Source organism: Psychromicrobium lacuslunae (assembly GCF_000950575.1).
In the GTDB taxonomy this organism is placed as follows: Bacteria; Actinomycetota; Actinomycetes; order Actinomycetales; family Micrococcaceae; genus Renibacterium; species Renibacterium lacuslunae.
The window spans coordinates 1,507,981-1,533,569 of sequence record NZ_CP011005.1; the positions used below are offsets into that span (position 1 = coordinate 1,507,981).

Consider the following 25,589-nt stretch of genomic DNA (forward strand, 5'->3'; position numbering starts at 1 on the left):
CATCGTCTCAGCTCAGCGTCTCGCGCTGGATCTCGGCCAGCTGAGCGGTGCCGAGCAGAGCCAGATCCAATAGCGCATTGAGCTCATCGCGATCAAAAGGCGCGCCCTCAGCGGTACCCTGCACTTCAACGAATTTACCGCTACCGGTCACCACCACATTCATGTCGGTCTCGGCACTGACATCTTCCACATAAGCCAGATCCAGCATAGGTTCGCCATCAATAATGCCCACCGATACCGCCGCTACGGTGTCCAACAGCGGTTGTGCTGAAGCTGAAATCAGTTTCTTCTCGCGGGCGAAGCGAATGGACTCGGCGAGCGCAACATAAGCGCCGGTGATTGCCGCCGTGCGGGTGCCGCCGTCGGCCTGCAGCACATCACAGTCCAGCACGATGGTGTTCTCGCCGAGCGCCTTGGTGTCGATGATGGACCGCAGCGAACGACCAATCAGCCGAGATATCTCATGCGTACGGCCGCCGATTTTTCCCTTCACCGATTCCCGGTCTGAACGGGTATTGGTCGCCCTTGGCAGCATCGCGTATTCAGCGGTAACCCATCCCTTGCCCTCACCGCGCAGCCAGCGCGGCACGCCTTCGGTCAGTGAGGCGGTGCAAAGCACCCGGGTGTTCCCGAACTCAATAAGAGCTGACCCTTCAGCCTGACTTGACCATCCTCTGGTGATCGATATATCCCGAAGTTGGTCCGCCGTCCGGCCATCCGCCCGAAGGTTTTCCGCTGAAGTATGTGATCCGCTCAATGACATGGTTCCAGCCTACCCAACCCTCACCTGTTGTCCCACCGACGACGCCCAGAGTGAAGAATGTACCGCTCTCAAGGGAACTGCCACCCCCTCCGCCACAATCCATGGGACAGCTCGGAAAGCTTGCCGGATCCGCGGACCAAACGGAGATGGTGGCCACTGACAAGATGGTCAGATGGTGTAGTGGACTCCGGCTACCGCGACGGCGACATCCCCCGGATAGACCGCCTTGGCCTCGGCGACCACCACGCTTGGCTCCGTCCAGACCGGAAGGTGGGTTAGCAAGAGTCGTCGCACGCCGGCCTGCACCGCGGCCTCGGCGGCTCGTTTACCGCTCAAATGGACGCCCTTAATGGCATCGTCCCGGCCCTCCTGGAAGGCAGCTTCGCAAAGAAAGAAATGCGCGTCCTGAGCAGCCTCCACCAGGCCTGGGCAGGAATCGGTGTCGCCCGAGTAACTCAGTACCACGGTGCGATCCACTCCGGTGCCGTCGTACTCGGTAACCTCCACCCGCAAAGCGTAGGCCTCTTCCATAGGGTGGTCGACGGCGTACGGGGTGATTCGAAACGGGCCGAGCTGCACCGCAGCTTTCTCCGTCCAAACCTTAAAATCAAACTCCTCGCTCATGCCAGGCTCGGGATCCAAACCGTAGGCAGTGGCAAGCCGGTCCGCTGTGGCGGCTGGCCCCCAGACCGGGATCCTACCCGCTGCCCAACCATCGGGATCCCAGCGCACCGCGACATGGAGGCCGCACAGGTCCATGCAATGATCGGGGTGCAGATGGCTCAGGAAAATTCCGTCAATATCCTGCAGATCCATGTATTTCTGTACCGCGCCGAGCGCCCCGCTGCCCAAATCCAGCAGAATCCGCCAAGCACGCTCACCGTCGTGAGCGGTCAGCAGGTAGCAGGAGGCAGGAGACTGCGGGCCGGGGAACGAGCCGCTACAGCCGACAATGGTGAGCTTCATCGACGCACTCCGCTCACAGTGCTCGCCGCTGCTGCGCTGCGGAGATCATTTCCGGCGTAATCCGGGCCAGCGATCCGGTGGGATAGTGTGCCGAAACGTGAGCGGCATGTTCCACCGAAATCACCTCCGGACCGAGGAATCGCCGGGCCAGGGACTCGAAGGTCTGCGCATCACCGGTCGCCACAAAACGATGTTCGGGTTGCTGCACCGCAGTACGCTCCAAGTGGTGTCGGACAAGCGCAGCGTAGACATCTTTAGCGGTTTCTTCCGCGCTGGAAACTAAGCTGACGCCATCGCCCATCACATAGGAAATCACCCCGGTGAGCAGTGGGTAGTGGGTGCAGCCGAGGATCAAAGTATCCACCCCGGCGGCCTTCAGCGGTGCCAGGTACCTCTCGGCGGTGCTAAGTAACTCCGGTCCCGAGGTAATGCCAGACTCCACGAATCGCACGAACTCTGGGCAGGCCACCGAGGTGATCTGCAGGTGCGGCGCCGCCGCAAAGTTATCCTCATAGGCTCGGGAAGTGACCGTGGCGGTGGTGCCGATGACGCCGATCTTACCGTTGCGGGTAGCGGCGACCGCTCGGCGCACCGCAGGTCGAATCACCTCAACGACTGGAATTCCCGCCTTTGCGGTGTACCGTTCACGAGCGTCAGAGAGCACCGCTGCAGTCGCTGAATTGCAGGCGATGACCAGCAACTTAACCCCGGAATCCACTAATTCATCCATCACCCCGAGGGCGTTCGCCCGCACCTCAGCGATCGGTAATGGCCCATACGGTGCATTCGCGGTATCGCCAACGTAGAGAATAGCCTCATGCGGCAGCTGATCGATCACGGCGCGGGCTACCGTCAAGCCGCCAACGCCAGAATCGAAAATTCCGATCGGCGATTGCGTCCCGAGCTCTGGCACTCCGCTAAGACCGGCTGAAGCCGTCATTCTTCATCCTCCCGGCCGCTGCTGCCAAGGTGCTCATCGCTTTGCTGAGTCTGCCGCAATCTGAGCATCGCGTGCACTAGTGCGCCGTGCAGGGCGGAGGCGAACCGGAAGATCACGCCTAGCACGTCTTCTTCAGACTCCGCTTCCGAGTTGGTTTCCGAGTCTGCTTCACCGGCTTCAGCAGGTTCCACAAGTTGCTCGGTTAACAATTCAACCGCTTCGGCGGAGTGCAGGTTCAGCCTTTCAGCAAGCACCAGCCGAACATCATTGAGCGCCCTAGCGAGCAGCTCTGCCTGCGCTAGGCTCAGTCTGAGTTCCTCGGAATCAAACATCAAACTGGCCGCCCGGAGCGCACCCACCTTGCTTTGCCGCACCGAACGCTCGGTCAACCGTCGGAGTTCCAGCGCCTCCTCCGGGTTCTCAGCAACTCCGTCGGGAAGTAATCGACGCAGCGCCGGATCCTCGGGTGCAGAGATTTCTTGATCCCAGCCGACCAGCGCCTCCAGCGGATCGGCGGTGGCTTCATCAACCGGCTCCAGAATTTCAATCACGGAGGAAAAAATCCCCTGAAAAAGCCTGCGTTCGCTCTCCCCTATGCCGCCAATAATGCTGTCTTGAGTGACAACGAATTCTCTACTCATGTCCACCTTGACGCACGGTAGCCTGCAAACCATAGGAATGCATTGCCATCAGATCGGTTTCAGCTTTCTCCCGGGATCCCTCGGAGACCACCGCTTGGCCAGAGCGGTGAACCTGCAGCATCAAGGCTCTGGCGCGCTTCTGGGGGTAGTTGAAGTAGCTCTGAAAAACGTACTCAACGTATTCCATCGTATTGATCGGATCATCCCAGACCACCAGCAGCCAGGGCGCAGCGCTAGCGGCGGCCTCTAAGGCAGAACTTTCTGCGGCAACCTCGGACAAAGTACTAGTACTCATCTGCCTATTCTAGGCGAGCCCGGTTAGAGTACTGCTGTGATCTCCATCAACTCGCGCACCTCGTTATTCACTGACCACTACGAACTGACCATGTTGCAAGCAGCTTTGCACTCGGGCCGGGCCATGCGTCCTAGCGTTTTCGAGGCTTTCGCCCGGAGGCTGCCAGATGGCCGCCGTTACGGCGTGGTAGGCGGCACCGGACGGCTGCTCGAGGGGATCATGAACTTCCGTTTTGAGGAAGCCGAACTGGACTTTTTGGCGACGCAACAGGTCGTCGATCAACAAACCCTCGACTTCCTGGCGAACTTCCGTTTTTCCGGAAATATTTACGGCTACGCCGAAGGCGAAGTCTATTTTCCTAACTCGCCAATTTTGATCGTCGAATCGACCTTCGCGGAAGCATGCATCTTGGAGACGTACATCCTCTCGGTGCTGAATCACGATAGTGCGATTGCCTCGGCGGCTTCCCGGATGACCGCAGCGGCGGGTGGCCGGCCTTGCATCGAAATGGGCTCCCGTCGCACTCATGAGGAAGCAGCGGTGGCCGCCGCTCGGGCCGCTGTGATCGCTGGCTTCGCCAGTACCTCGAACCTCGAGGCAGGGCTGCGCTACGGAGTGCCAACGGTAGGCACCGCGGCGCATTCCTTCACCCTGCTGCACGACTCCGAGCGCGAAGCGTTCCAGGCCCAGCTCGCTTCACAGGGCGTCGGAACCACCCTGTTGGTCGATACCTATGACGTGAACGAGGCGGTGCGCACAGCGGTTGAGCTTGCCGGGCCGGAACTCGGTGCGGTGCGCTTGGATTCCGGTGATCTGATCGCCCAAGCCCACGAAGTGCGAGCTCTACTCGACTCGCTAGGGAACGAAAACACCAGGATTGTAGTGACCTCCGATCTGGATGAGTACGCAATCGCCGCGCTGGCTGCTGCTCCAGTCGATTCCTACGGCGTTGGCACCTCCTTGGTTACCGGTTCCGGCGCGCCGACCGCGGGGATGGTCTATAAGTTGGTCAGTCGGGCCAACGACGAGGGCGATTTCGTTTCGGTTGCCAAGGCCGCGAAAAACAAAACCAGCGTGGGTGGCCGCAAATACGCCTTACGTCGGCGCTCCCCCGAGGGACGCGCAGTGCAGGAACTGATTGGTATTGGTCACCGCCCACAAGACGACGGCGACGATCGTGCCTTAATGAACGACTTCGTGGTCAATGGCGTGCTGGTCGACGGTTGGACCGGCAATGCGGGTGTCCAGCGAGCGACCGCACGTCACCAGGCCTCAACAGCAGAATTACCCAGTTCGTGGCGACGCCTGCAAAAGGGCGAGCCAGTGATCCCCACCGAATACGAGTCCTAGGAGTTCCGCATGCCCAAAGCGCTGATCATTGTCGATGTGCAAAATGACTTCTGCGAGGGCGGTTCTCTCGCGGTCAGCGGCGGCGAGGAAGTCGCCACCGGCATTTCGGAACTACTAGATTCCACCTTTGGCGCCGAAAGCCGTGAATTCGATTATGTGCTGGCTACTCAGGACTGGCATATTGACCCGGGCAGTCATTTTTCCGAGACCCCAGACTTTATCGACTCCTGGCCGGTGCACTGCGTGGCCGGGAGCAAGGGGGCTCAACTCCATCCGAACCTGGATACCGAGTATGTGGACGCATACTTCCGCAAGGGCAAGTATCAGGCCGCCTATTCAGGGTTTGAGGGTTTCTTAGCTCCCGAAGACGAAGTGCCCACCGGGCCACGAAATCCCGAGCAGACCGAAAACCCCGAAAACTCAGAGAGCTCCGGGGACGTGGGGTACGACGGGGACGACGATGGGCCGAGCCTTGATGAGTGGCTGCAAGAGCACGAGGTCGACTCGGTCAGCATTGTCGGCCTAGCTACCGACTATTGCGTCCGGGCTACCGCCTTGGACGCAGTTTCGGCGGGCTACGAGGTGACCCTGCTCAGCGAGCTCTGCGCCGGAATCGATCCAGCCGGTAGTCAGGCTGCGCTGACCGAGCTCACCGAGGCTGGCGTCGAAATTATCTAAGGCTCTGAATCTTTCGCTCCGCATCTCTCGGGCCGCAGGGTTAGCCACCGAGTTCTCTGCAGAGCTTGGCATACCTCGTGTCCTGACCGCTATGCTAGGTAGATGAAGTTCTTGTTGAGCACGACGACGCTGGGCAGTCCCGGCGTCATTCAGTGCGAGCAACCGTAGCAACTAACTGATAGCAGACCCTGGGAGTGATTCCCGGGGTCTTTTTGTTTGTCTCGGGCGCTCCCTTCAGCAGAAGGAAAATCATGGAACAACAACATCTTGATCATCGCGAGTTCGGCAGCGAGCTGGATCTCTTCGCCTCACATCCCTTGGTCGGCCCGGGGCTGCCGCTCTGGCTACCCGCTGGCGCGGTAATCCGTTCGGAACTCGAAAAACTTGCGGCCGAGGAGGCGCTGCGTAGCGGAGCTCAGCGGGTCTACTCCCCCGTCCTCGCCAAACGCGAACTCTACGAGCTCAGTGGGCACTGGCAGAAATTCTCCGAGGATATGTTCCCGGTGCTCAAGGTGGGCCAGCAGGAACTAGTGCTACGCCCTGCGAACTGCCCACATCACGCGATGATCTATGCTTCTAGACCTCATTCTTGGCGCGATTTGCCGGTGCGCTATGCCGAGTTGGGCGCGATGTTCAGAAGTGAACTCTCCGGAGTGCTTTCTGGCTTGAGCCGGGTGCGGCAAATCAATTTGGACGATTGCCATGTCTTCTGCACCCCAAATCAAGCCCGTCAGGAAGTGGTTCGCGCCATCCAGGCAATTCAACGTGGCTACCAAATCCTGGATCTCCAGGTTGATTACTACCGGCTCTCTGCCCGTGGGCCAGAGTCTCTGGGGGAATCGGAACAGTGGGATCAGGCGGAAGCTCTACTGGAAAGTGTCTTACAGGAACTGGCTCTGCCCTATCGTCGGGTGGAAGGTGAAGCAGCTTTCTACGGGCCGAAGATCGACGCGCAATTCATTGACGCCGCTGGCAAAGAAGAAACCATCTCCACCGTGCAATTCGACTTTGTGCAACCCGAGCGTTTCGGCTTGAAGTACATTGCCGAGGATGGTGCAGCGCGGCAGCCGCTGATGATCCACCGCGGGCTCTTCGGCTCGATGGAACGAATGATTTCCTTGTTGTTGGAGAAGTACCAAGCGCAGCTTCCGCCGTGGCTCGCCCCGATTCAGCTCGTGCTGCTGCCGATTGGTGAGGCGCAGCTGGCCGCTGCGGAGTCTGCGGCTGAGAGCTTAGCCGGTCAGGGGGTGCGGGTCGATCTTGAACTCGAGGGCAGTTTGGGCTCCCGGATCCGAAAAGCAAGGAATAACCGGGTGCCGTGGATCGCGGTGATCGGTGCTCGGGAGGCAGAGTCAGGAACCGTCAACCTTTCGCTGCCGAAGCTCGGCGTTGACCGTGAACTAGCGGTCGATGAGCTAATCCTCTCACTGAGCAAAAACCTAGCCGAACGCTCGAGTTCCCCGTCGCTCTAACCGCACTTCTTCTCCCAGCTGTCCCGCTGAATGATTCAGCTGATGCAGATGATCAGCATTTATTGGAACATCCGTCACTCCGCTAACACTCGATGGGACGGCTGGGAGCGATGCGGTTACTTTCGGCCGATGAACCAGCCCTGTAAACGTCTAATGCGCTCTTCTAGCTGCGCCTCGTTTGCCTGTGCCACTGCCGGACCGCCGCAGAGCTTCCGTAGTTCGGTGTGTACCACACCGTGCGGGGTCCCGGTCCGCGCCGACCAGGCTGAGACGTTCTTGGCCAGTTCATTACGCAAGTCCATCAACTGCCGGTGATCCGGGATAGCCGCGGCCTGGGGCTGCGGTTTGGTCCGACGCCGGCTGACCTGCTCGGCCTGTCGCTGCCGCAGCAGCGTCGCCACTTGGTCCGCGTCGAGCAAACCTGGGATGCCCAGGAAATCTTGCTCTTCCTCGCTACCAATCTCGCCCGCATGGCCGAATTCGCCGCCGTCGAAAAGTACTCGATCAAAAGATGCCTGTGACTCCAATGCTTCGAAGGCAGACTTCTGCTGGCCATCTGAAGCTTTCTCTTCCCGATTTGCCTCAAGCATCTCGGCATCCTCGGTCTGAAAACCGTCGGCTTCCTGCTCTGGCCGGTCGAGTGCGTGATCGCGTTCGAGCTCCAGCTCGTTCGCTAGCCCCATTAGCTGTGGCACCGAGGGCAGGAAGATCGAGGCCGTTTCGCCACGTTTGCGAGCGCGCACAAAACGGCCGACGGCCTGCGCGAAGAACAACGGTGTCGAGGTCGAGGTGGCATAGACCCCGACGGCTAGCCGCGGCACGTCGACGCCTTCGGAGACCATCCGAACGGCCACCATCCAACGGCTGGTGTTGGCGCTAAATTCTTCGATCTTGCTAGAAGCTCGAGAGTCGTCGGAAAGAATCACGGTAGGAGATTCACCGGTCAGTTTTTTCAGCTGGCCTGCATAGGCCCTAGCATCTTCATGATCGGTGGCAATCACCAAGGCACCGGCATCGGGAACGGTACGCCGCACCTCGGAGAGGCGCTTATCCGCGGCAGCTAAGACCGCCGGGATCCACTCGCCACCGGGGTTAAGCGCGGTTCGCCAGGCCTGAGCGGTAATGTCTTTGGTTACCGCCGCACCGAGCGTTGCGGCAACTTCCTCCCCGGCACTGGTTCGCCAACGCATCTGCCCCGAGTAGGCCATGAAGATCACCGGGCGAACCACGTGATCCTTAAGCGCTTCCCCATAGCCGTAGCTGTAGTCGGAACGAGAGCGCCTAATGCCGTCACGATCCTCGGCATACTCCACGAAAGGGATCGGCGAGGTGTCGGAGCGGAACGGCGTTCCGGTTAGTGCCAGTCGCCGCTGCGCTGGCTCGAAGGCCTCCCTAATGCCGTCGCCCCAGGAGAGCGCGTCACCGGCGTGGTGCACCTCGTCAAGAATGACCAAAGTCTTTCCGGCTTCGGTTTTAGCACGGTGTAGGGCCGGCTTCGAAGCGACCTGCGCATAGGTTACCGCGACGCCGGTGAAGTCGCGACCATGTCTGCCATCGGCGTTCTTGAAGTTTGGGTCAATCGCGATGCCCACCCGCGCGGCAGCATCCGCCCACTGTCGCTTCAGGTGGTCGGTCGGCGTGACGATGGTGATCCGATTGATTTGGCCACCATCCAGTAAGGTCCGAGCAGCGGTCAATGCGAAGGTAGTTTTACCGGCACCGGGGGTAGCCACCGCAAGAAAGTCCTGCGGCGCTTCGGTGAAGTATTTGTGTAGCGCTTCTGACTGCCAGGCACGCAGCTTCTGGGCGGTGCCCCAGGCAGCACGATCCGGGTATGCCGGAGGCAGCACAGGGTCAGGCGCATTGGCACCCGAGCCAGCGGAATCGGGCCCAAAGAGGGTTTCAGTCACTTGCTACTTTCAAGCTTTCGGCCGCCAGAATGCGGCACGGTTAGCCTACTTTTTGTCTTTATCTTTGTCTGATTTACCAGGCCGCAGGCCATCATAGATCGCTTTGCAATCCGGGCAGACCGGAAACTTATTAGGGTCCCGCCCCGGCACCCACACTTTTCCGCAGAGCGCGATCACGGGCTCGCCGCTGAGAGCCGATTCAAGGATTTTCTCTTTGCGCACATAATGAGCAAAGCGTTCACTATCCCCGGGCTCCAGTTCTTCACGTTGTTCAGTGCGCTCCAACGTCGCCGTGGAGCCACCGGGAGAGCTACTACCGGGATCGTTTTCAAAGGGATCGGGAGGCAAACTCATAGTCTCCATGCTACCCGGAATCGGCTGACAGTTTCGTTGCGCTGTCGTCCCGCGCCGCTAAAAACCCCTAGAGCCCCTGCCAATGCGGCTTATTGGCCCAGGTGTGTCGGTAGTAGTCGGCGAGTTCCAGTTGGACGGCGGATTCCTCATCGATTAAGACAGTGACATGCGGATGGAGCTGTAGCACCGAGGCCGGGCAAAAAGCAGCCACCGGCCCTTCGATCAGCGCTTTAACAGCGGCAGCCTTTTGCCCACCATTAGCGATCAACAAGATGTGTTTCGCCTCCATGATGGTGCCGAGGCCCTGAGTGACCACATGATGCGGCACCTCGTCGAGTGAGTTGAAGAACCGCGCATTATCTGCTCGGGTCTGCTCGGTGAGAGTCTTAATCCTGGTGCGCGATGCTAAAGAGGAAACCGGCTCATTAAAACCTATGTGCCCGTCGGTGCCGATTCCCAAGATCTGCAGATCGACACCACCGGCAAGCTTAATAGCTTCCTCATACTCAGCGCAGGCAGCCACCAGATCGGCGGCAGCACCGTTGGGCGCATGTACCCGGCTAGGGTCGATATCCACCCGTTCGGTGAACTCACGGCGTAACACTTCGCGGTATGACTCCGGGTGCCCGACCGGCAAGCCAACGTACTCGTCGAGTGCAAACCCTTGAGCTTGAGTGAAACTCAAACCCAGTTCGTCGTGTCGACGGGCTAGTTCGTTGTAAATCGGCAATGGTGACGAACCGGTTGCCAAACCGAGTACCGCCTCCGGCTTGGCCCTGAAAAGTGCTTCAATAGCGTCAGCCGCAACAGCCCCGGCCTCTTCTTTACCCGAGAGGATAACAACTTCCACGCAGCCCAGCCTTCCACAGAGGTTCGTACGGCCAAACGGCCACATTCCATTCTCCGCACTGCGCGGCCAATACTCCAGTCAGTTCGACTGATGTTTACTTTTGCGCCGCCAAACTGCCCAGTAGCTCGGGAGCCCTGCGGTCGAAAATCCGGCCGCCAATCCGCAGACCGAGGACCATTAGTGCCCCGCCGAGCAGCACACCGACTAGGAGCGAAATCCAGCCCAGAGACGGTTGATTGCCGAGCGTGGCGAGCAGGGTCAGAATGAATTCCGGCAAAGCCAGCACAGCCAGGCCGAGTAGGCCAGCCATTTGCAGCAGCGCAAAAAGGAAATTGTTGCCCGGCCGCGATTTAAAGGGATTGTCCCCGGGCGCTGGCACATTGAAAATCCAGATCGCCGACATCACCGAGCCGAGGCCTAGACCGCTTAAGGTAATACCGATTACCAACCCCAATTGCGCCGGAAGAGTTGTCCAACTATTGGTTAGCAGCGCACCTAGGATGGCATAAATCACGCCAAGTGGTAAGGAAACCACCAGGTAGGCCACGGCTCGGCCCAGCCGGTCAGAGAATCCGGAAACGCCGGTCGCCACGTGCAGAGCGAAGGCGGTGTTGTCATAAGAGGTGTCCGAGGCCAAGGACCAGACCAGCAGGAAAACCGCGACCGCGCCAGCAAAGGCGGCCATTCCCCAGCCACCACCGCCACCTCGGGAGTACAGACCGGGCACCACCAGCAGAAACGGCAGGATCGGAGCAATCACCAGGCTGCCGATATACCGGGGATCACGGAAAAAGTAAGTTAGCGAACGGGCCGCCACTGAGCCCCAGGCGGTCGCCGGGAAGTAACCGAAGAACCCTAGTTTGCCCGCAGAACGACGTTTACTAGCGTTATAGGCGGGAGTCACCAGAGCGCGAGCCAAGCTAACCTTCCACAGCCAGCCAAGAAGCGCTGCTGTGGCCAGCGCGATCAGGAATTTCAGACCGGCTTGCCCCCAGGCACCGGCGACAATGTCTGCCGGCACCGACCACGCCGCTCCGAGCGGGGTAAACGAGACCGCATCGGCAAAACCAGGCAGGAACTGGCCAAAGTTCCTGACGCCCTGGCTGATTCCGGTAATAATCGGTCCAAGGAACATCAACGGAATGAGCAGCACCAGGAAGCTTAGATCACGAAATTTACGGGACCCCGCCAGATTGCTGCTCAGCGAAGTCAGCGCTCGAGAACCGAGCACGCAGGTGGCTACCCCTAGCAGCCCGCAGATAATCGCCGCGACGGCGGCGAGCGGATTTCGTAGCCAGGTTAACGCGGTGCCCACCGAGGCAAGTAGCGTGATGATGCCCGGAATTCCGATCAGCGCGGCAAGGCCTAAACCAGTCAATAGCTGACGCATGGGGACCGCGAAGGTGACAAAGCGCTCCGGGTCAAGCGTCATGTCGAGACCAGAAGTGAAGAGCGGCACTATCAGCCAGCCCAGCACCAAAGCCGAACCGGCCAACACCAGAACCGTTTTTGAAATCTCGAAGGGCGCGAAGCTCAAACCAAAAAGTCCGGCTATCATTAACACCAGAATTCCGAGGCCATAGAGCCCTCCGAAAATCACCCCGATCAATTGCGCTGTGCTGCGCCGCATTGAGTTGCGTAAAATGTCTAGCTTTAGCCGAACTAGGTGCGCAACCATGAGAGCCCCTCTCCGTGATTGCGCCCGCCGACTAGCTCGACGAAACGGTCTTCCAGGCTCTGCCCGGCCCGCACCTCATCTACTGTGCCCGCCGCCAGCACATTGCCGGCCGCAATCACCGCGACATGATCACACATCCGCTGCACCAGATCCATCACATGACTGGAGACAATCACGGTGCCCCCAGAGCGCACATAATCACTGAGAATATCTCTGATATTGGCGGCGGAGATTGGGTCGACTGATTCGAAAGGCTCATCCAGGATGAGCACCCGAGGCGCGTGAATGAGGGCAGAGGCCAGCGCGATCTTCTTGGTCATACCGGCTGAATAGTCGACCACCAGGGTGCCAGCGTCCTTGCTCAGGTCAAGCGCATCGAGCAGGTCTTTCACCCGAGTTTGTACGGTCTCCCGGTCCATGCCGCGCAGCAGCCCTGAATAAGTTACTAGTTGTTCCCCGCTCAGCCGGTCAAAGAGCCGCACCCCATCAGGCAAAATCCCCATTACCTTCTTTGCGGCCAGCGGGTCTTGCCAGACGTTGACGCCATGCACCCAGGCTTCACCGCCGTCGGGTCGTAACAACCCGGTAGCCATTGACAGGGTGGTGGTTTTCCCCGCTCCATTCGGGCCGACCAGCCCGTAGAACGAGCCTGCGGGGACCTCCAGGTTCACCCCGTTTACGGCTACTTTTTCGCCGAAGCGTTTGAAAAGTCCTCGAATACTCATCGCCGAGGGCGAGAGTTGCGCGTTCTCCGTCATCCTTCAACGCTATTACATCACTTGCCGAGAATGATCATCCCTGTGGACTAATCGGCGGCCCAGTTCGACGAACGAGCGGTGAGCTTAGAACAGGGCCCGGGCGAGTGCTTGGCGCGCCTTCGCTACCCGTGGATCGCTGCCACCGACCACTTCGAAGAGCTCAAGCACTCGTACTCGGGCCGCCTCACGTTCCGGGCCGAAGTGCGCGGCGATAAAACCAACCACCCGAGCCAGCGCGTCTTCCACGTGACCTCCGATCAGATCGAGGTCGGCCACCGCCAGCTGAGCATCCACCTCGTCGGGCTGGGCGGCCGCTTGCTGTCGAATTTCATCGGCAGCTGCAGCATCTAAACCTTCGGTTCGTCGCATCAGCAGCACCTGTGCGAGCCCCGCTTTGGCTTCAGCGTCGGCAGGTCGCTCAGCAAGTGCCTTTCGATAAGCCGCTTCAGCCGCTTCCAGATTTCCCGCATCAATGGCGTCAACCGCCTCTTGATGCAAGGGCGGCAACGGCGCTTCCTCTGCCTGCGCACCGGCCTCACCCAGAGTGCCATCGACGCCGTTGGCGGCCGCTACTTTAAGCAGTTCCTCCAAGTACTGCCGAGTTTCCGCGTCGCCAAGCTCACCGTTGAACAGCGGTACGGGTTGCCCCTTCACCAGTGCCACAACAGCTGGGACTCCTTGCACACCAAAGGCCTGAGCGAGCTGCGGAAAGGTCTCAATATTCGCTCGGGCGAGCAGCAAGCGTCCCTGATAAGCGGCGATGAGCCGTTCCAAAGTGGCCAGCACCGATTGGGATTGCGGCGACCAGCTTGCGAACATTGACACGACCACCGGCACCTCGGCGGAAAGCTGTACCAATTCCGGGAAACTTGCCTCGGTAGCATCGACCGCAAAACCCTGGTTGCCGCCCTGCGCCGGCGCGCCCTGAGAAACCGGAGCCTGTTCGGTCGGCGCCGAACGTAACGCTGAAAGATCGACCGCGCCGCGCAAATTAGCACCGATTTTTTCTTCCGGAGCACCCGCGCCTCGCGCGGCTGAAGAAGCAGATTCAGTCATGTGCTTTAGCTTACCGAGCTATTTGAACGAGGCTGCAATCAAGCCCCGTTCAGCAGCTACCACCGTCACCGGTTTACTGTCGCTACCCGCCGGAATATAGAGCACCGCTCGCTCGGTGAAGTTCAAGGTGTAGCCCTTTTGGGTTGTATCCCCACCGGCCAATGCTTTAGTTCCGCTATCGGTCAGAGTCAAGGTGGCATTAGCGGTCTTCGCAGTGGCAGCGATAGTGAAATCAAGGCTGCCCATCACCAGGGTTCCGCCATTGGAGGTACGGAACGCTGTCACCGTTTCCGGCAACACCACATGCTTGAAGCTGAAAGTCGCGTCCTTGCTGTCGCTGACCAACTTGTTCTGCAAGTCCTTACCGTCATTGACAAAAATCGAGCTGGCGAAATTGCTCTTCGCTTTACCGTCCGGGTTGCCAAGCAATTCGGCAAAGGAATTCATCGCAGCGATTGGCGAGATGCTAGTGCCATCCTTGGCATCATTGGCCAGCGGGGCGGCTTGCGGCTGGCTGGGAACCTCGAGCAATTGCCCCGGCAACAGCCTGGCGGTCTGAGTCAATTTATAGTTATCCCGCGGTGTTTTCTGAACCAGAGTCAAAACCTGCGGAACCAGATTCGAACTGCCCTGGGTCACCGCAATTGCCGTTCTGGGCCACTGCCGGTCGGTCGAGACAATCTTGCTCTTCAGTGCGGTATCCGCCACCGGCTCCCGGGCCGGGTAATCAGGAGCAGCAGCCCGGATCTTGTAGTTAGCGGTGCGCTCCTGCAATGCGGGGCCGTCAACGCGCGGGCTCAGCAACTTGGCGTTCTTGCCTGCGTCGCCGCTAGCGACTGTCTTCACCACCATGCTGAGCACCCGGGAGAACTGGTCATCGTTCAGCACCGGCACGGCCGAGGAGTCCTCAGTGCCGGTGCTCTCGGCGGTGTTGCTTGCCTCGCTACTGGTTGCTTCGGTGGAGGTGGGAGCGGCTGATTCCGAACCCGTCACCGAGGGGCTGCTGCTTGGTGACGGTGAGTTACTTTCATCAGCTGCAGCCGAGGGGATATTGCCTTGGCCAAGAGCAACTACGGTTAGGCCAATCACCAAAGCGGTAGCGGCACCAGCGGCACGCCGTCCCGAAGAACCAGTTTTAGGTTTGCTCATTCGGCGCAGGAACCACCAGAGCGCAAGGCCCAGCAGAATCAGCACAGCACCGATCACCATATTGGGAATTGCCCAGGGCGTGGAATTGTCGTTCGGCACCGTCAGGGAAATCTTCTGCGGCGCTGCTGAGCTACCGTCCGAAGCGAGTAACAGCGACCAATCCCCCTCACTGGGCGACTGCCAGTCATAGTTCAATTGACCATTGCTGGTTTGCTCAGCGGTCCACAGATCGGAGCCAGCTGGATTCGCTGACTTCTCTTGGCCGTCGACGAAATTAGCATTCAATGCGCTGAAATCATCATTGGCGCCGGCCACCTCGAGGTGGGGCGTCTTGCCGACCCAGGCAGCGACATCATCGGCTCTGCCCTGTGCCAGGAAAATCTGACCACTGCCCTCTACCTTGATCTGCACCGGTCCGGTCCGCTGTGAAAGCGCACTGGACTTCACCATGGTTAGCGGCGCATTCTGCCCCGAGGACAGCGAGGCGGTATCCAGCTGAGCGGTTACCGTGGCCGGCGGCTGCCAGATGGTGCGTTGCGCGATTCCCGAGGCTAAAAGCAGCACACCGAGCACGATCAAGATCAGTGGGGGCAGCCATGAGAGTCGTCGTAGCACGTGGTCAATCCTTAAAAATTGTTCTGGCTAATCCCGGGGGATTATTACCCCCGCTGATCCGCCTGTGTCGTCTTGTTGTCGTCTTGTTTTCGTCTTGTTTTCGTTGCGGTTCAATGTTTTCGCTCTTATAAGGGTACCGGTTCTGGGTTTTGCGGCACGATTCGAGGCCTGAGAAAATCACAGAATACCCACCAATACAGTCACCGGCTGATATGGTTTGGCTACCTTGAGCAGTTATCCAATAGCTGAGCAATAACGACCCAACAACGCTGAAAGCGAGCGGCAGTGAGTACCGAAGAGAACGTCGAAAGCTCTGGGCAGCACCCGACCCCGGAGGCCTCGACGGCCGAGCCTAAGGGCGGCCCGCTGGGAAAGCTGATCCACAAGCTTGGCAAACCGCTACAAGATAAGCAAGATTCACAATCTAAAGCTGAGCAGCTTCAGACAGAGCCGACGACTGATGACAAACCCTCAGCGGCCAAATCAAAGGCTGCTAAAACGGCGAGCACGGGGGTCATCCACCGGCCGATCTACTTAGGCTTTATGTTCACCCTGGGCGTTGGTATTGCGCTTGGACTGTACTTCATTGCCTCCAATGTCACCCAGCTGCTGATCTGGATGCTAACCGCGCTCTTCATTGCGCTCGGACTCGATCCGGTGGTGCGTTTCCTGCAAGCCCGGAAGATCCCGCGGCCCGCCGGTATAGCCATCACTCTGGTGGTTTTGGTTGCCGCTGTCGGCGGATTCTTTGCCACCCTCATTCCAACCATCGTTGACCAGACCACCCAATTGGTACAAAGCGCTCCGGGCTGGATTCAAGATTTCCTTAATTCGGATTTCTTCAAGCAGGTTGATAGCCAGTTCAACATCCGTGATCGACTCAATGATGAGGTGCAAAAATTCTTCGCTAACTCACAGGCCGTCGGCGGAGTATTCGGCAGCGTGGTCAATGTCGGCAATACCGTAGCTAACGGTCTTTTCGGCACTCTGATCGTGGTGGTGCTGAGTCTTTATTTCCTGGCCTCGCTACCTGCTATGAAGCGCTGGGCCTATCAGCTCGCACCACGCTCGCGGCGGCCCCGCGTCGAGGAATTGAGCGAAGAAATCACCCGTTCCGTTGGCAACTATGTGATCGGCCAGGCTGCGGTGGCGGTGCTCAACGCAATCTTTGCTTTTATTGTGATGTCGATTCTCGGTGTGCCATTTAGCATCCTGTTGGCATTCCTGGTCGCGCTGCTCGCCTTCATTCCCTTGGTTGGCGGCGTCATTGCCCTGGCCCTGGTCAGCCTGGTGGCACTGACCAATAGCTGGCAAACCGCGGTGCTCTACCTGGTGCTCTACGCGATCTATTTGCAGTTCGAGGCTTACTTCGTCTCGCCCCGCATCATGCAGCGCGCTGTCTCGGTGCCGGGCGCCGTGGTAGTAATCGCAGTAATTGCCGGCGGCAGCTTGCTAGGTGTACTGGGCGCACTGATTGCCATTCCTACCGCAGCGGCAATCATGCTGCTGATCAAAGAGATCTTCATTCGACGGCAAAATCAGCGCTAAAACTGCGCGAAGTGCCCGCTGAGGCGAGCGAGCCGCGAACTGAACAGGCCTGAACGGACCTGAACGGATCAGAACAGATCAGGCCGACTCATTGCGCCTTGGCCATTGGCCCGTTCCAGTCCGTCGGCAACTCAATGGGCTGGCCAAGCACCGTGGAACTGATCTCATTGAGCGCCCGCTGCACGTACTTCTCGCCGACCCAGAGGTGCTTGCCGCCGTCAATCCCGACGACTTCGGCTTGCGGCACCCGGGCAAAGCGTTGTTGAGCGGCTTCGGGCTGCAGGTAGTCGTCGAATTCCGGAACAAGGGCCAGCACCGGCTTGCCACTTGCCGCCCAGTGATCAAGGTCGGTCTGATCAGCACGCTTGAGCGGTGGGGAAAGCAAGATCGCCCCTTCGGTCTGTTCGAGGGCGGGGCTGAGCGCGCCGTATTTCAGCACCAGCTCGGTGCCAAAGGACCAACCGAGCAGCCAGCGGTTGGCTAGACCTCTATCGACCGCAAACTGACAGGCAGCGACTAGGTCAAATCGCTCCCCTACGCCCTCTTCGAATTCACCCTGGCTAGTTCCCCGGGGCGAGGAGGTGCCTCGGGTGTTGAAGCGAAGCACCGCAATTCCAGTCAGGGCAGGTAAGCGGAAAGAGGCCTTCCGGTAAACATGCGAGTCCATGAATCCACCGTGCGTGGGTAATGGATGCAAAGTGATCAGGGTACCCCTGATATTTCCGTCTTCGGGCAGCGCCAACTCACCAAGCAGGGTCAGACCATCTTCGGTGTGCAGTTCGATATTCTCCCGGTGCGCGGGCAAAACCGACGAGGCCCGGATCTCTTCCGGCTGGCCCGAGTCGACAAACTGATAACTGGCTGGATCAAAAGTCACCAAGCCATCCTATCCCCGCCCAGTTCGCAGCTATCCCCCGTCCAGTTCGCGCTAAAGTCTCGGATTCGCCAGTAATTACTAGCGAATCCGAGAGAAAACCACGAACTCAGCGGCGGTGGGCGGGGGGGCGTTAGCGGGTTCGGAAGCTGCGACCGCGCCAGCAGGCGGTATGCCAGTGGCGGCGACCCTCGATAGCGTCGGCCTCACCGAAGATCCAATCCTCACGCCAAACCACCAAATGTGGGTTGCCGGGCATTACCGAGCGACCGCAGCCCGGACAGCTGTACGTTTTTTTGGCGGCCGCTGCGCTCACTTCGCGCACCATCCACTCACCGTCGCCAGCGCTCTCCACCCGAGCCATTCCGCCCAGCACTCGGTCTGCATCGAGCGGTTCGACCTCAGCTGGCCGGCTGCTTTTGCTGTGTCGGCGACGCGGGTGATTGGAACGAGGCACTTTTCTATTTTGCCTTACCCACAGCCTCGCTGCGCCGCCGAGACTTTTTGCGTCCAGCAATCTCGGCTGGACCGCGAGTGAGGCAAAGAACGGGTAGAGTTTTGCTGTGCGTTTGGTGATTGCTCGTTGCTCAGTTGATTATGAAGGTCGGCTCAAGGCCCATCTGCCCGAAGCGACCCGTTTACTAATGGTCAAAGCCGATGGTTCTGTGCTGATTCACTCCGATGGCGGTTCCTATAAGCCGCTCAACTGGATGAGCCCACCGGCCACCCTACGAGTCCTGCACGAAGGCCTCGACGATGGCGTGATTGAGCAGTGGGTGGTTCAGTCAGCCAAGACCGATGACCGCTTGCTGATCAATGTGCTGGAGAATTTCCATGACACCGCCCATGATCTCGGAGTTGACCCCGGACTGATCAAAGATGGCGTGGAAGCTGATTTGCAACGACTCCTAGCCGATCAAATCGAAACCCTCGGCAGTGGATTCTCTTTGATCCGCCGTGAATACTTCACCGCGATCGGTCCAGTGGACATTTTGGCCAGGGACGCTAATGGCACCACAGTCGCCATCGAACTGAAACGCCGAGGAGATATCGACGGAGTCGAGCAACTCACGCGTTACCTGGAATTGCTCAACCGAGATCCGCTTTTAGCCCCGGTACGCGGTATCTTCGCGGCTCAGCAGATCAAACCGCAGGCCCGGGTGCTGGCCACCGATCGTGGTATTGATTGCGTGACCTTAGATTATGACGCGATGCGCGGTGTGGACGACAGCGCATCCCGCTTATTCTGAGAGCATGACTTCTTCTGCTCCCACCGCACCTCGCGCAATTTACGGCACTCTGATTACGGACGGCCAACGCATCCCGGACGGGGTGGTCCTGATAGAAGCAGATCGAATCAGCTACGCGGGCCCAGCGCAGTCCTATCAGCCGGACGCTGCGGTCGAGGAAACTAAATTAGCCCCAGGGACTCTGGTGTTACCAGGCCTGGTAGACGTCCATAACCATGGCGCCGCCGGTGGCGACTTCCCCGGCGGACAAGAGGACTCGGCGCGAAAGGCCATTGACTTCCTGCATCGGCACGGCACCACGACACTGTTAGCTTCGATGGTCACCGCGGCGGAGTCTGACCTTCTGCGCGGCGTGGAGCTCTATGTCGAGCTCTGCAAGGAAGGACTGCTTGCCGGTATTCATTTGGAGGGACCGTTCCTCTCTGAGGCTCGTTGCGGCGCCCAGGATCCGGCGTATCTGCTGTCACCAGATCTGGATTTGGCGCAACGGCTCATCGATGCTGGCCAAGGCAAAATTGTCACGATGACTTACGCGCCAGAGCTGCCCGGCGCCGCAGCCCTCATCGATCTGCTCACCAGCCACGGCATCACCCCCTCTCTCGGGCATACCGATGCAGACGCCGGAACCGCAGCGACATCGCTGATTCAAGCACGCGAAGGCCTAGCCGCTGCGGGATTCGACGGCAATACCGGTCGCCCGACGGTGACTCATCTGTTCAATGGCATGCCGCCGATGCACCACCGCTCCCCCGGCCCGGTGGCGTCTTGCCTCAGATTGGCGAAGGCCGGCAAAGCCGCGGTCGAGTTGGTTGCAGATAATACTCATTTGGACCCGCAGACCGTGCTCACGGTCTTTGAGTTATTAGGCGCCCAGAACATCCTGCTGGTCACCGATTCAATGGCAGCCACCGGGCTGAGTGACGGCAGCTACCGTCTCGGTCCGGCCCAGGTGACCGTACATCAGGGTGTCGCCACCCTCGATGCCACCGGCTCAATTGCTGGTGGCACCGCCACGCTGCTTCAAGTGGTGTTCCGAACTGCCGCGGCCGGGGTGCCGCTAGAATCGGCGGTGCTGAGCGCCACCGCGGTGCCAGCGCGCGCTCTGGGCCTCTCCGACGAACTGGGCGGGCTGCGCCGAGGGCTACGCGCGGACCTGGTAATAGCGGACGCTAAAGGCACTCTGCAGGCAGTAATGCGCGGTGGAAACTGGCTGGAAACCGCCAAATAAGCAGCAAAAGCGAAGTTTAGATTAACTTATAGCTTCTTTTCCCATGGCGACGTTGACCTACACGGATACACATGGAATGCTTAGTAGCAGTCTTTGTGTACGTGTTTTTCATGCTCGCAAGACAAGTTGCGAGCGTGAAGCGCCCGGGCTAACGAATATCGTTGATCAGGATTCTTCTCGCGCAGTAACTGGGGAGTTACACATTTGGGTGTATCTTCACAACGTTTCACCACGAGGAGAACAATAAATGGCTCAGGGAACCGTCAAATGGTTCAACGCCGAAAAAGGCTTCGGCTTCATCACCCCTGATGACTCGGATAGTGACGTTTTCGTTCACTACTCGGAGATTCAGACCAAGGGTTTCCGTACCCTGGATGAGAATCAGCGCGTAGAATTCGAAATCGGACAAGGCGCAAAGGGCCCTCAGGCCACTGGCGTCATCGTCCTCTAATCGAGCTTCGCTTCAGAAATGCCTCCGGTTTCGGCCGGGGGCATTTTTGTGTTCTGGCGGGCTCCGCACCTTCCAGCAGAGCACTATTTTGAAGCTATAAAATGGCGCAGAGACGTTGGAGCGCCAGCTTGCTCGGCCAATGTGGTGCTCTCGTGAGGACAGAATTGCCAAGGATTAGCCGAGTCATTCCTGCCGGGCAATCGTCATCTTAAACTCTGGGCAGTCAACCAACCGCTGGTGAGTACAGACGGCAGCATGCTCAAGGCTGGCTCGCATTCGACCCAGTTGCGCGATCCGCTCATTGAGTTCAACCACTTTGACCGCCATCTTGGCGCGCAAATCAGAATCATCCGGTTTGGCATTGAGCAATGCGGCTATTTCCGCGATAGTGAAGCCGCCACTACGAGCACAGGAGATTAGCGCCAAGCGAGCCAACGCCTCAGGCTGATAGGTGCGTCGTAGACCGTTGCGCCCAGCAGAATCTAGCAGCCCACGACGCTCGTAAAATCGTAACGCCGACGGTGCCACCCCTGAACGTTCGGCGACTTCGGCAATATCCAATAATTCCATTTCGCACTCTCCCGCCTCGCAGTTGACTTGAACCTAAGTTCAAGTGCAAGTCTAGCGATATGAAAATTTATCACCTCAATTGCGGGTCCGTGCGTGAGATCGAAGCTACCTACGCCGGCCCGGCCGTCAAACATGCGGTAAACCACTGTCTGCTCATCGATACCGAATCCGCCGGTCTAGTGCTGGTAGAGACCGGTCTGGGCTTGGCAGACATTACCAATCCCACTGAAAGCTTAGGAGGGGCGTGGGTCGAGCGAACCCAGCCAGCCCTCGACGCCGAGGAGACCGCTTACCGACAAATTCTCCGGCTCGGGTATCAGCCCGCTGATGTCAAACACATCTTGCTCACCCACCTTGACGTCGATCACTGCGGCGGCCTACCGGACTTCCCGGCTGCCAAAGTGCATGTCTTGGCAGCCGAACTGGCTGCGGCACTCTCCGAGGCGCCAAGCTTTCGTTACCGGCCTGCTCATTGGCAGCACCAACCCGATTGGCAAAGCTATCCGGCAGAAGCCGATGGACAGTGGTTTGGCTTCGACGCGATTCAGCCCAAGGGGTTACCTGAAGAATTCCAGTTGATTCCCCTAGGCGGTCACACCGCAGGCCACACGGGCGTCGCGGTCAAAGACGACGACGGCCATTGGCTGCTGCACTGCGGGGACGCCTATTACTATCATCGTGAGTTACAAACGCCAGTCGAAAGGCATCCGCTGCTGGACCAAGTACAAACAGGCGCTGAGGTGCAGCGGGAGCTTCGACTAGGAACCCAGGCTCGACTTCGTGAATTAGTGCGCGATCACGGCGCAGAAGTCACCTTGTTCTCTGCCCACGACCCGTGGGAATTCGCGGAACTCAGCACTCCTAGCGATCAGGAATAGTTGAGGCGCAACCAACTGTGGGAGTGCAGCAATAGAGTGGTGCACGAGGGCCCCACCGTGGCGCGAACTAGCAACCGACACTACGGGAGTGCACCAATCTCTAGCGCCAGGTCCCGACGCCAATCACCGGGCCGGCCTCCAGCCACGAGCTAAGCCCCGCATAGGCGTCGAACTTCATCGCCATCAGGAACTCTTGACCCTCATAACGTAGCGAGACGATCACCACATCCGGCTGAACCAGCGGACGCTCTGCTTCAGTCGGATGGCGGCGACCTAGTACCTCAAGCGTGCTGCGGCGAAAGGTGAAGCGTGGTCTGGGGCTCAGCGAGATTAGCCTGAACCACTCCAGATCCTTGTCCTGATAACGACAAACCCCCATCCGCCAGCGGTTGTCCGCTAAGCAGATGGAGGCGTCGACGGTGCCTAGTGCTCGACGCAATTGAAAGCGTCGAAGCACGAAAAGACACACAAAAAGTACAACCAGCAAGAACAGCGCAGCAATAACGATGAACGGAGCCCCCACTTCGATCACCTAGGTAACTCGCTCATCGCGGCGTGGCTATCGAGTCCCTGCGGAGGATGCCTTGGCGTCCTGAAGTTGCGCGTTATCGGCCACAATGACCACACGGTTGCTGTCTACCGAGAAGAAACCGCCGTCGACGCTGACCTCAAGACGAGCGCCTTCGATCGGTTCAATGGCCAGCTCGCCGGCGGCGAGGATGGCAAGCACCGGAGCGTGGCCCGGCAGAATGCCAATTTCGCCGTCAGACGTTTTGGCTTTCACCATGCTCGCCGCGCCGGACCAGACAAAGTGGTCCGCCGCAACGATTTCAACGTCGAGTTCAGCCATCTTAGCTCGCCGATTCCTGAATCTTCGCCCATTGACGCTCGACATCGTCCAAGCCGCCAACGTTGAAGAATGCCTGCTCAGCAATGTGGTCTACATCGCCATCGCAAATCGCCTTGAAGCCCGCGATGGTGTCCTTAATGGAAACCGTCGAGCCCTCCACGCCGGTGAACTGCTTAGCGGTGTAGGTGTTCTGCGAGAGGAACTGCTGAATACGACGAGCGCGGGAAACCACGATCTTGTCTTCTTCAGAAAGCTCGTCAACACCCAAGATGGCGATGATGTCCTGAAGTTCCTTGTTCTTCTGCAGAATCTGCTTCACCCGAGTCGCGGTGTCATAGTGATCCCGGCCAACGTACTGCGGGTCCAGAATACGCGAGGTCGAGGTCAGCGGATCCACGGCCGGGTACAGACCACGGGAGGCGATTTCACGCGAAAGTTCGGTGGTCGCATCCAAGTGAGCGAAGGTCGCTGCCGGGGCCGGGTCGGTGTAGTCATCGGCTGGCACGTAAACCGCCTGCATTGAGGTGATGGAGTGACCCTTGGTCGAGGTGATGCGCTCCTGGAGGAGACCCATCTCATCGGCCAGGTTGGGCTGGTACCCCACAGCGGAAGGCATCCGGCCCAGCAAGGTGGAAACCTCGGAACCTGCCTGCGTGAAGCGGAAGATATTGTCGATGAAGAGCAGCACGTCCTGGTTCTGCACATCGCGGAAGTACTCCGCCATGGTCAGCGCTGACAGCGCCACCCGCAGACGCGTTCCCGGCGGCTCATCCATCTGGCCGAAGACTAGCGCGGTGTCTTTGAGCACACCGGCCTCGTCCATTTCGACCCAGAGGTCGTTACCTTCACGGGTACGCTCCCCCACACCGGCGAATACCGAGGTACCACCGAAGTTACGAGCCACACGAGTGATCATTTCCTGGATCAGCACGGTCTTACCCACGCCTGCACCACCGAAGAGTCCGATCTTGCCACCCTTGATATACGGGGTCAGCAAATCAATCACCTTGATACCAGTCTCCAGCATCTCAGTGGATCCTTCGAGCTGGTCAAACCTCGGTGGTTTGCGGTGAATCGGCCAGCGCTCGGTGATGGCCAGCTCTGATTCTGCTACGTCGAGCGGCTTACCCAGCACGTTGAAGATATGACCCTTCACCACATCGCCCACCGGAACCGAAATCGGAGCACCAGTATCGGTCACTGAGGCGCCGCGTACCAAGCCGTCGGTAGCCTGCAGCGAAATGGCGCGCACCAGGTTGTCACCGAGGTGCTGTGAGACCTCGAAGGTCACGGTGTGGGTAGCGCCGTTCAAGGTGATGTCGGCGGTCAATGCGTTATAAATTTCCGGAATCGCGTCGGCTGGGAACTCGACGTCGACGACCGGTCCGATAACACGGGCGATACGCCCGGTGGCACCAGCTGTGGTGGCCCCTTGTTCGGTTGCTGTGGCAGTCATCTCTCTCACTTCACTTGGTGTAGATGGCGTGGTGTTCATGGTGTATTTCTTCGCGGATTAGGAGGCGCTGAGCGAGTCCGCACCGGCGACAATTTCTGATAGCTCTTGGGTGATTTCGGCTTGGCGGGCGGTGTTCGCCAAGCGGGTGAACTTCTTCACCAAGTCGCTGGCGTTATCGCTCGCCGATTTCATTGCCCGCTGGCGAGCGGCAAGCTCGCTGGCAGCTGCTTGCAACATCGCGTTGAAAATTCGGGATTCGATGTAACGCGGCAAAAGCGCATCCAAAACTGCTTCCGGCTCTGGCTCGTATTCATACAACGGCAGCAGATCGGAGGAATCGGTGACCTCCTCTTCCGCAACCTCAAGCGGCAACAACCGGATCACGGTAGGTTCTTGCACCACCATGGACTTGAACCGAGTGTAGACCACATGAATCTCATCGACACCGCCGTCTTCGTACTCCGTAGCGAAATCATCGAGCAGAACCTTGCTGATCTCTCGAGCGGTGGAAAACTGCGGAGCGTCGGTTGACTCGGTCCAGGACCGCTCAAAAGAGCGATTGCGGAACTGGAAATAAGCCTGCGCCTTATTTCCGACCAGGTAGGTCTTGACTTCTTTGCCTTCGCCCTGGAGCAGCCCGGTGAGCTGTTCCAGCTGTTTCAGCACACTCGCCGAGTACGAACCGGCCAGACCACGATTCGAGGTCAGTACGAGTACCGCAGCACGCCGAATCTGCTCTGGCTCGGTGGTCAGCGGATGGTCGATCTCCGACTGAGAGGCGACCGCCGAGACAGCACGCGTAATGGCATTGGCGTAGGGCAACGAGGCCGCAACCCGTGCGCGCGCCTTGCCAATGCGCGAGGTGGCGATCAGTTCCATCGCCTTGAAGAGCTTTCCCATCGACTGCGTCGACTTGATTCTCTGGCGGTAGACCCGAAGCTGGGCTCCCATTCTTGTCCTTCCTCACTACCTAAAGTCTTAACTAGTGCCTCGTCCGAGACGAGACGCT

27 protein-coding genes are annotated in these 25,589 nt (G+C 59.0%); 8 read left to right on the forward strand and 19 right to left on the reverse strand.

What is annotated here, in order from left to right:
• Positions 1-7: 7 nt before the first annotated feature.
• The 5 genes from rph to clpS all read right to left on the reverse strand — a co-directional run bounded on the left by rph (position 8) and on the right by clpS (position 3,605).
• Positions 8-763 (reverse strand): ribonuclease PH, encoded by a 756-nt coding sequence (gene rph / locus UM93_RS07015; protein ID WP_045074619.1) that lies wholly within the window; start codon positions 761-763, stop codon positions 8-10.
• A 168-nt stretch (positions 764-931) separates the two neighbouring features.
• Positions 932-1,729, reverse strand: coding sequence for an MBL fold metallo-hydrolase (locus tag UM93_RS07020; protein WP_045074620.1), 798 nt, complete (start codon positions 1,727-1,729; stop codon positions 932-934).
• 13 nt (positions 1,730-1,742) lie between these two features.
• Positions 1,743-2,669, reverse strand: coding sequence for a glutamate racemase (murI, locus tag UM93_RS07025; protein WP_045074622.1), 927 nt, complete (start codon positions 2,667-2,669; stop codon positions 1,743-1,745).
• Positions 2,666-3,310: a DUF2017 family protein gene (locus UM93_RS07030; protein ID WP_045074624.1), complete on the reverse strand. Its 645-nt coding sequence runs from the start codon at positions 3,308-3,310 to the stop codon at positions 2,666-2,668. The genes murI and UM93_RS07030 overlap by 4 nt, the downstream gene beginning before the upstream one ends.
• A complete protein-coding gene (gene clpS / locus UM93_RS07035) occupies positions 3,303-3,605 on the reverse strand; it encodes an ATP-dependent Clp protease adapter ClpS (protein ID WP_045074625.1) in 303 nt (100 codons plus the stop codon). The genes UM93_RS07030 and clpS overlap by 8 nt, the downstream gene beginning before the upstream one ends.
• A 36-nt stretch (positions 3,606-3,641) precedes the next feature.
• Between clpS and UM93_RS07040 the strand changes: the two genes are divergently transcribed.
• The 3 genes from UM93_RS07040 to thrS all read left to right on the forward strand — a co-directional run bounded on the left by UM93_RS07040 (position 3,642) and on the right by thrS (position 7,105).
• Positions 3,642-4,955, forward strand: coding sequence for a nicotinate phosphoribosyltransferase (locus tag UM93_RS07040; protein ID WP_045074627.1), 1,314 nt, complete (start codon positions 3,642-3,644; stop codon positions 4,953-4,955).
• A 9-nt stretch (positions 4,956-4,964) separates the two neighbouring features.
• A complete protein-coding gene (locus UM93_RS07045) occupies positions 4,965-5,633 on the forward strand; it encodes a nicotinamidase (protein WP_045074628.1) in 669 nt (222 codons plus the stop codon).
• Between the two features lie 251 nt (positions 5,634-5,884).
• Complete coding sequence (thrS, locus tag UM93_RS07050; protein ID WP_045074630.1) at positions 5,885-7,105, forward strand: threonine--tRNA ligase; 1,221 nt, start codon at positions 5,885-5,887, stop codon at positions 7,103-7,105.
• 116 nt (positions 7,106-7,221) lie between these two features.
• Here thrS and UM93_RS07055 read toward each other — a convergent pair whose 3' ends face one another.
• The 7 genes from UM93_RS07055 to UM93_RS07085 form a co-directional block, all read right to left on the reverse strand.
• Positions 7,222-9,015, reverse strand: a complete 1,794-nt coding sequence (locus UM93_RS07055; protein WP_045074632.1) for a DEAD/DEAH box helicase — start codon at positions 9,013-9,015, stop codon at positions 7,222-7,224.
• 45 nt (positions 9,016-9,060) lie between these two features.
• The gene (locus UM93_RS07060; protein ID WP_157874115.1) at positions 9,061-9,369 is read right to left on the reverse strand and encodes a DUF3039 domain-containing protein; all 309 of its coding nucleotides are present in this window, start codon (positions 9,367-9,369) and stop codon (positions 9,061-9,063) included.
• Between the two features lie 67 nt (positions 9,370-9,436).
• Positions 9,437-10,219, reverse strand: a complete 783-nt coding sequence (nagB, locus tag UM93_RS07065) for a glucosamine-6-phosphate deaminase (RefSeq protein ID WP_045074635.1) — start codon at positions 10,217-10,219, stop codon at positions 9,437-9,439.
• Between the two features lie 94 nt (positions 10,220-10,313).
• On the reverse strand, positions 10,314-11,897 hold the full coding sequence (locus UM93_RS07070; RefSeq protein ID WP_045074636.1) for a hypothetical protein: 1,584 nt from the start codon (positions 11,895-11,897) through the stop codon (positions 10,314-10,316).
• The gene (locus UM93_RS07075) at positions 11,882-12,655 is read right to left on the reverse strand and encodes an ABC transporter ATP-binding protein (RefSeq protein WP_045074638.1); all 774 of its coding nucleotides are present in this window, start codon (positions 12,653-12,655) and stop codon (positions 11,882-11,884) included. The genes UM93_RS07070 and UM93_RS07075 overlap by 16 nt, the downstream gene beginning before the upstream one ends.
• Before the next feature lie 84 nt (positions 12,656-12,739).
• Positions 12,740-13,711: a tetratricopeptide repeat protein gene (locus UM93_RS07080; protein ID WP_045074640.1), complete on the reverse strand. Its 972-nt coding sequence runs from the start codon at positions 13,709-13,711 to the stop codon at positions 12,740-12,742.
• Positions 13,712-13,729: 18 nt separating this feature from the next.
• Positions 13,730-15,475 carry a DUF8094 domain-containing protein gene (locus UM93_RS07085; RefSeq protein ID WP_052663670.1) on the reverse strand — a complete coding sequence of 582 codons (1,746 nt, stop codon included), beginning with the start codon at positions 15,473-15,475 and terminating at the stop codon, positions 13,730-13,732.
• 285 nt (positions 15,476-15,760) lie between these two features.
• Between UM93_RS07085 and UM93_RS07090 the strand changes: the two genes are divergently transcribed.
• Positions 15,761-17,023, forward strand: a complete 1,263-nt coding sequence (locus UM93_RS07090; protein ID WP_045074642.1) for an AI-2E family transporter — start codon at positions 15,761-15,763, stop codon at positions 17,021-17,023.
• Positions 17,024-17,111: 88 nt separating this feature from the next.
• Here UM93_RS07090 and UM93_RS07095 read toward each other — a convergent pair whose 3' ends face one another.
• Positions 17,112-17,900: an alpha/beta hydrolase gene (locus UM93_RS07095; protein ID WP_045074644.1), complete on the reverse strand. Its 789-nt coding sequence runs from the start codon at positions 17,898-17,900 to the stop codon at positions 17,112-17,114.
• A gap of 130 nt (positions 17,901-18,030) precedes the next feature.
• A complete protein-coding gene (locus UM93_RS07100; protein WP_045074645.1) occupies positions 18,031-18,354 on the reverse strand; it encodes a hypothetical protein in 324 nt (107 codons plus the stop codon).
• Positions 18,355-18,460: 106 nt separating this feature from the next.
• Here UM93_RS07100 and nucS point away from each other — a divergent pair, with 106 nt between their 5' ends.
• From nucS to UM93_RS07115, 3 genes are all read left to right on the forward strand, one after another.
• Complete coding sequence (nucS, locus tag UM93_RS07105; RefSeq protein ID WP_045074647.1) at positions 18,461-19,147, forward strand: endonuclease NucS; 687 nt, start codon at positions 18,461-18,463, stop codon at positions 19,145-19,147.
• 4 nt (positions 19,148-19,151) lie between these two features.
• Positions 19,152-20,375 carry an N-acetylglucosamine-6-phosphate deacetylase gene (locus UM93_RS07110; protein ID WP_045074649.1) on the forward strand — a complete coding sequence of 408 codons (1,224 nt, stop codon included), beginning with the start codon at positions 19,152-19,154 and terminating at the stop codon, positions 20,373-20,375.
• 247 nt (positions 20,376-20,622) lie between these two features.
• Positions 20,623-20,826 carry a cold-shock protein gene (locus tag UM93_RS07115; protein ID WP_045074651.1) on the forward strand — a complete coding sequence of 68 codons (204 nt, stop codon included), beginning with the start codon at positions 20,623-20,625 and terminating at the stop codon, positions 20,824-20,826.
• Between the two features lie 183 nt (positions 20,827-21,009).
• Here the strand turns inward: UM93_RS07115 and UM93_RS07120 are convergent, their stop codons facing one another.
• Positions 21,010-21,396 (reverse strand): MerR family transcriptional regulator, encoded by a 387-nt coding sequence (locus tag UM93_RS07120; protein ID WP_045074652.1) that lies wholly within the window; start codon positions 21,394-21,396, stop codon positions 21,010-21,012.
• Positions 21,397-21,455: 59 nt separating this feature from the next.
• On the opposite strand from UM93_RS07120, the gene UM93_RS07125 reads away from it, so the two are divergent.
• On the forward strand, positions 21,456-22,274 hold the full coding sequence (locus UM93_RS07125) for an MBL fold metallo-hydrolase (protein WP_045074654.1): 819 nt from the start codon (positions 21,456-21,458) through the stop codon (positions 22,272-22,274).
• 100 nt (positions 22,275-22,374) lie between these two features.
• On the opposite strand, the gene UM93_RS07130 is transcribed toward UM93_RS07125, so the two are convergent.
• From UM93_RS07130 to UM93_RS07145, 4 genes are read right to left on the reverse strand one after another with little or no spacing between them, the layout of a single operon-like run.
• Positions 22,375-22,806, reverse strand: a complete 432-nt coding sequence (locus UM93_RS07130) for a DUF2550 domain-containing protein (RefSeq protein ID WP_045074656.1) — start codon at positions 22,804-22,806, stop codon at positions 22,375-22,377.
• A gap of 27 nt (positions 22,807-22,833) precedes the next feature.
• Positions 22,834-23,124 (reverse strand): F0F1 ATP synthase subunit epsilon, encoded by a 291-nt coding sequence (locus tag UM93_RS07135; protein WP_045074658.1) that lies wholly within the window; start codon positions 23,122-23,124, stop codon positions 22,834-22,836.
• A 1-nt stretch (position 23,125) separates the two neighbouring features.
• Positions 23,126-24,580 (reverse strand): F0F1 ATP synthase subunit beta, encoded by a 1,455-nt coding sequence (atpD, locus tag UM93_RS07140; RefSeq protein WP_045074660.1) that lies wholly within the window; start codon positions 24,578-24,580, stop codon positions 23,126-23,128.
• A gap of 57 nt (positions 24,581-24,637) precedes the next feature.
• Positions 24,638-25,531: a F0F1 ATP synthase subunit gamma gene (locus UM93_RS07145; RefSeq protein ID WP_045074661.1), complete on the reverse strand. Its 894-nt coding sequence runs from the start codon at positions 25,529-25,531 to the stop codon at positions 24,638-24,640.
• Between the last annotated feature and the right edge of the window lie 58 nt (positions 25,532-25,589).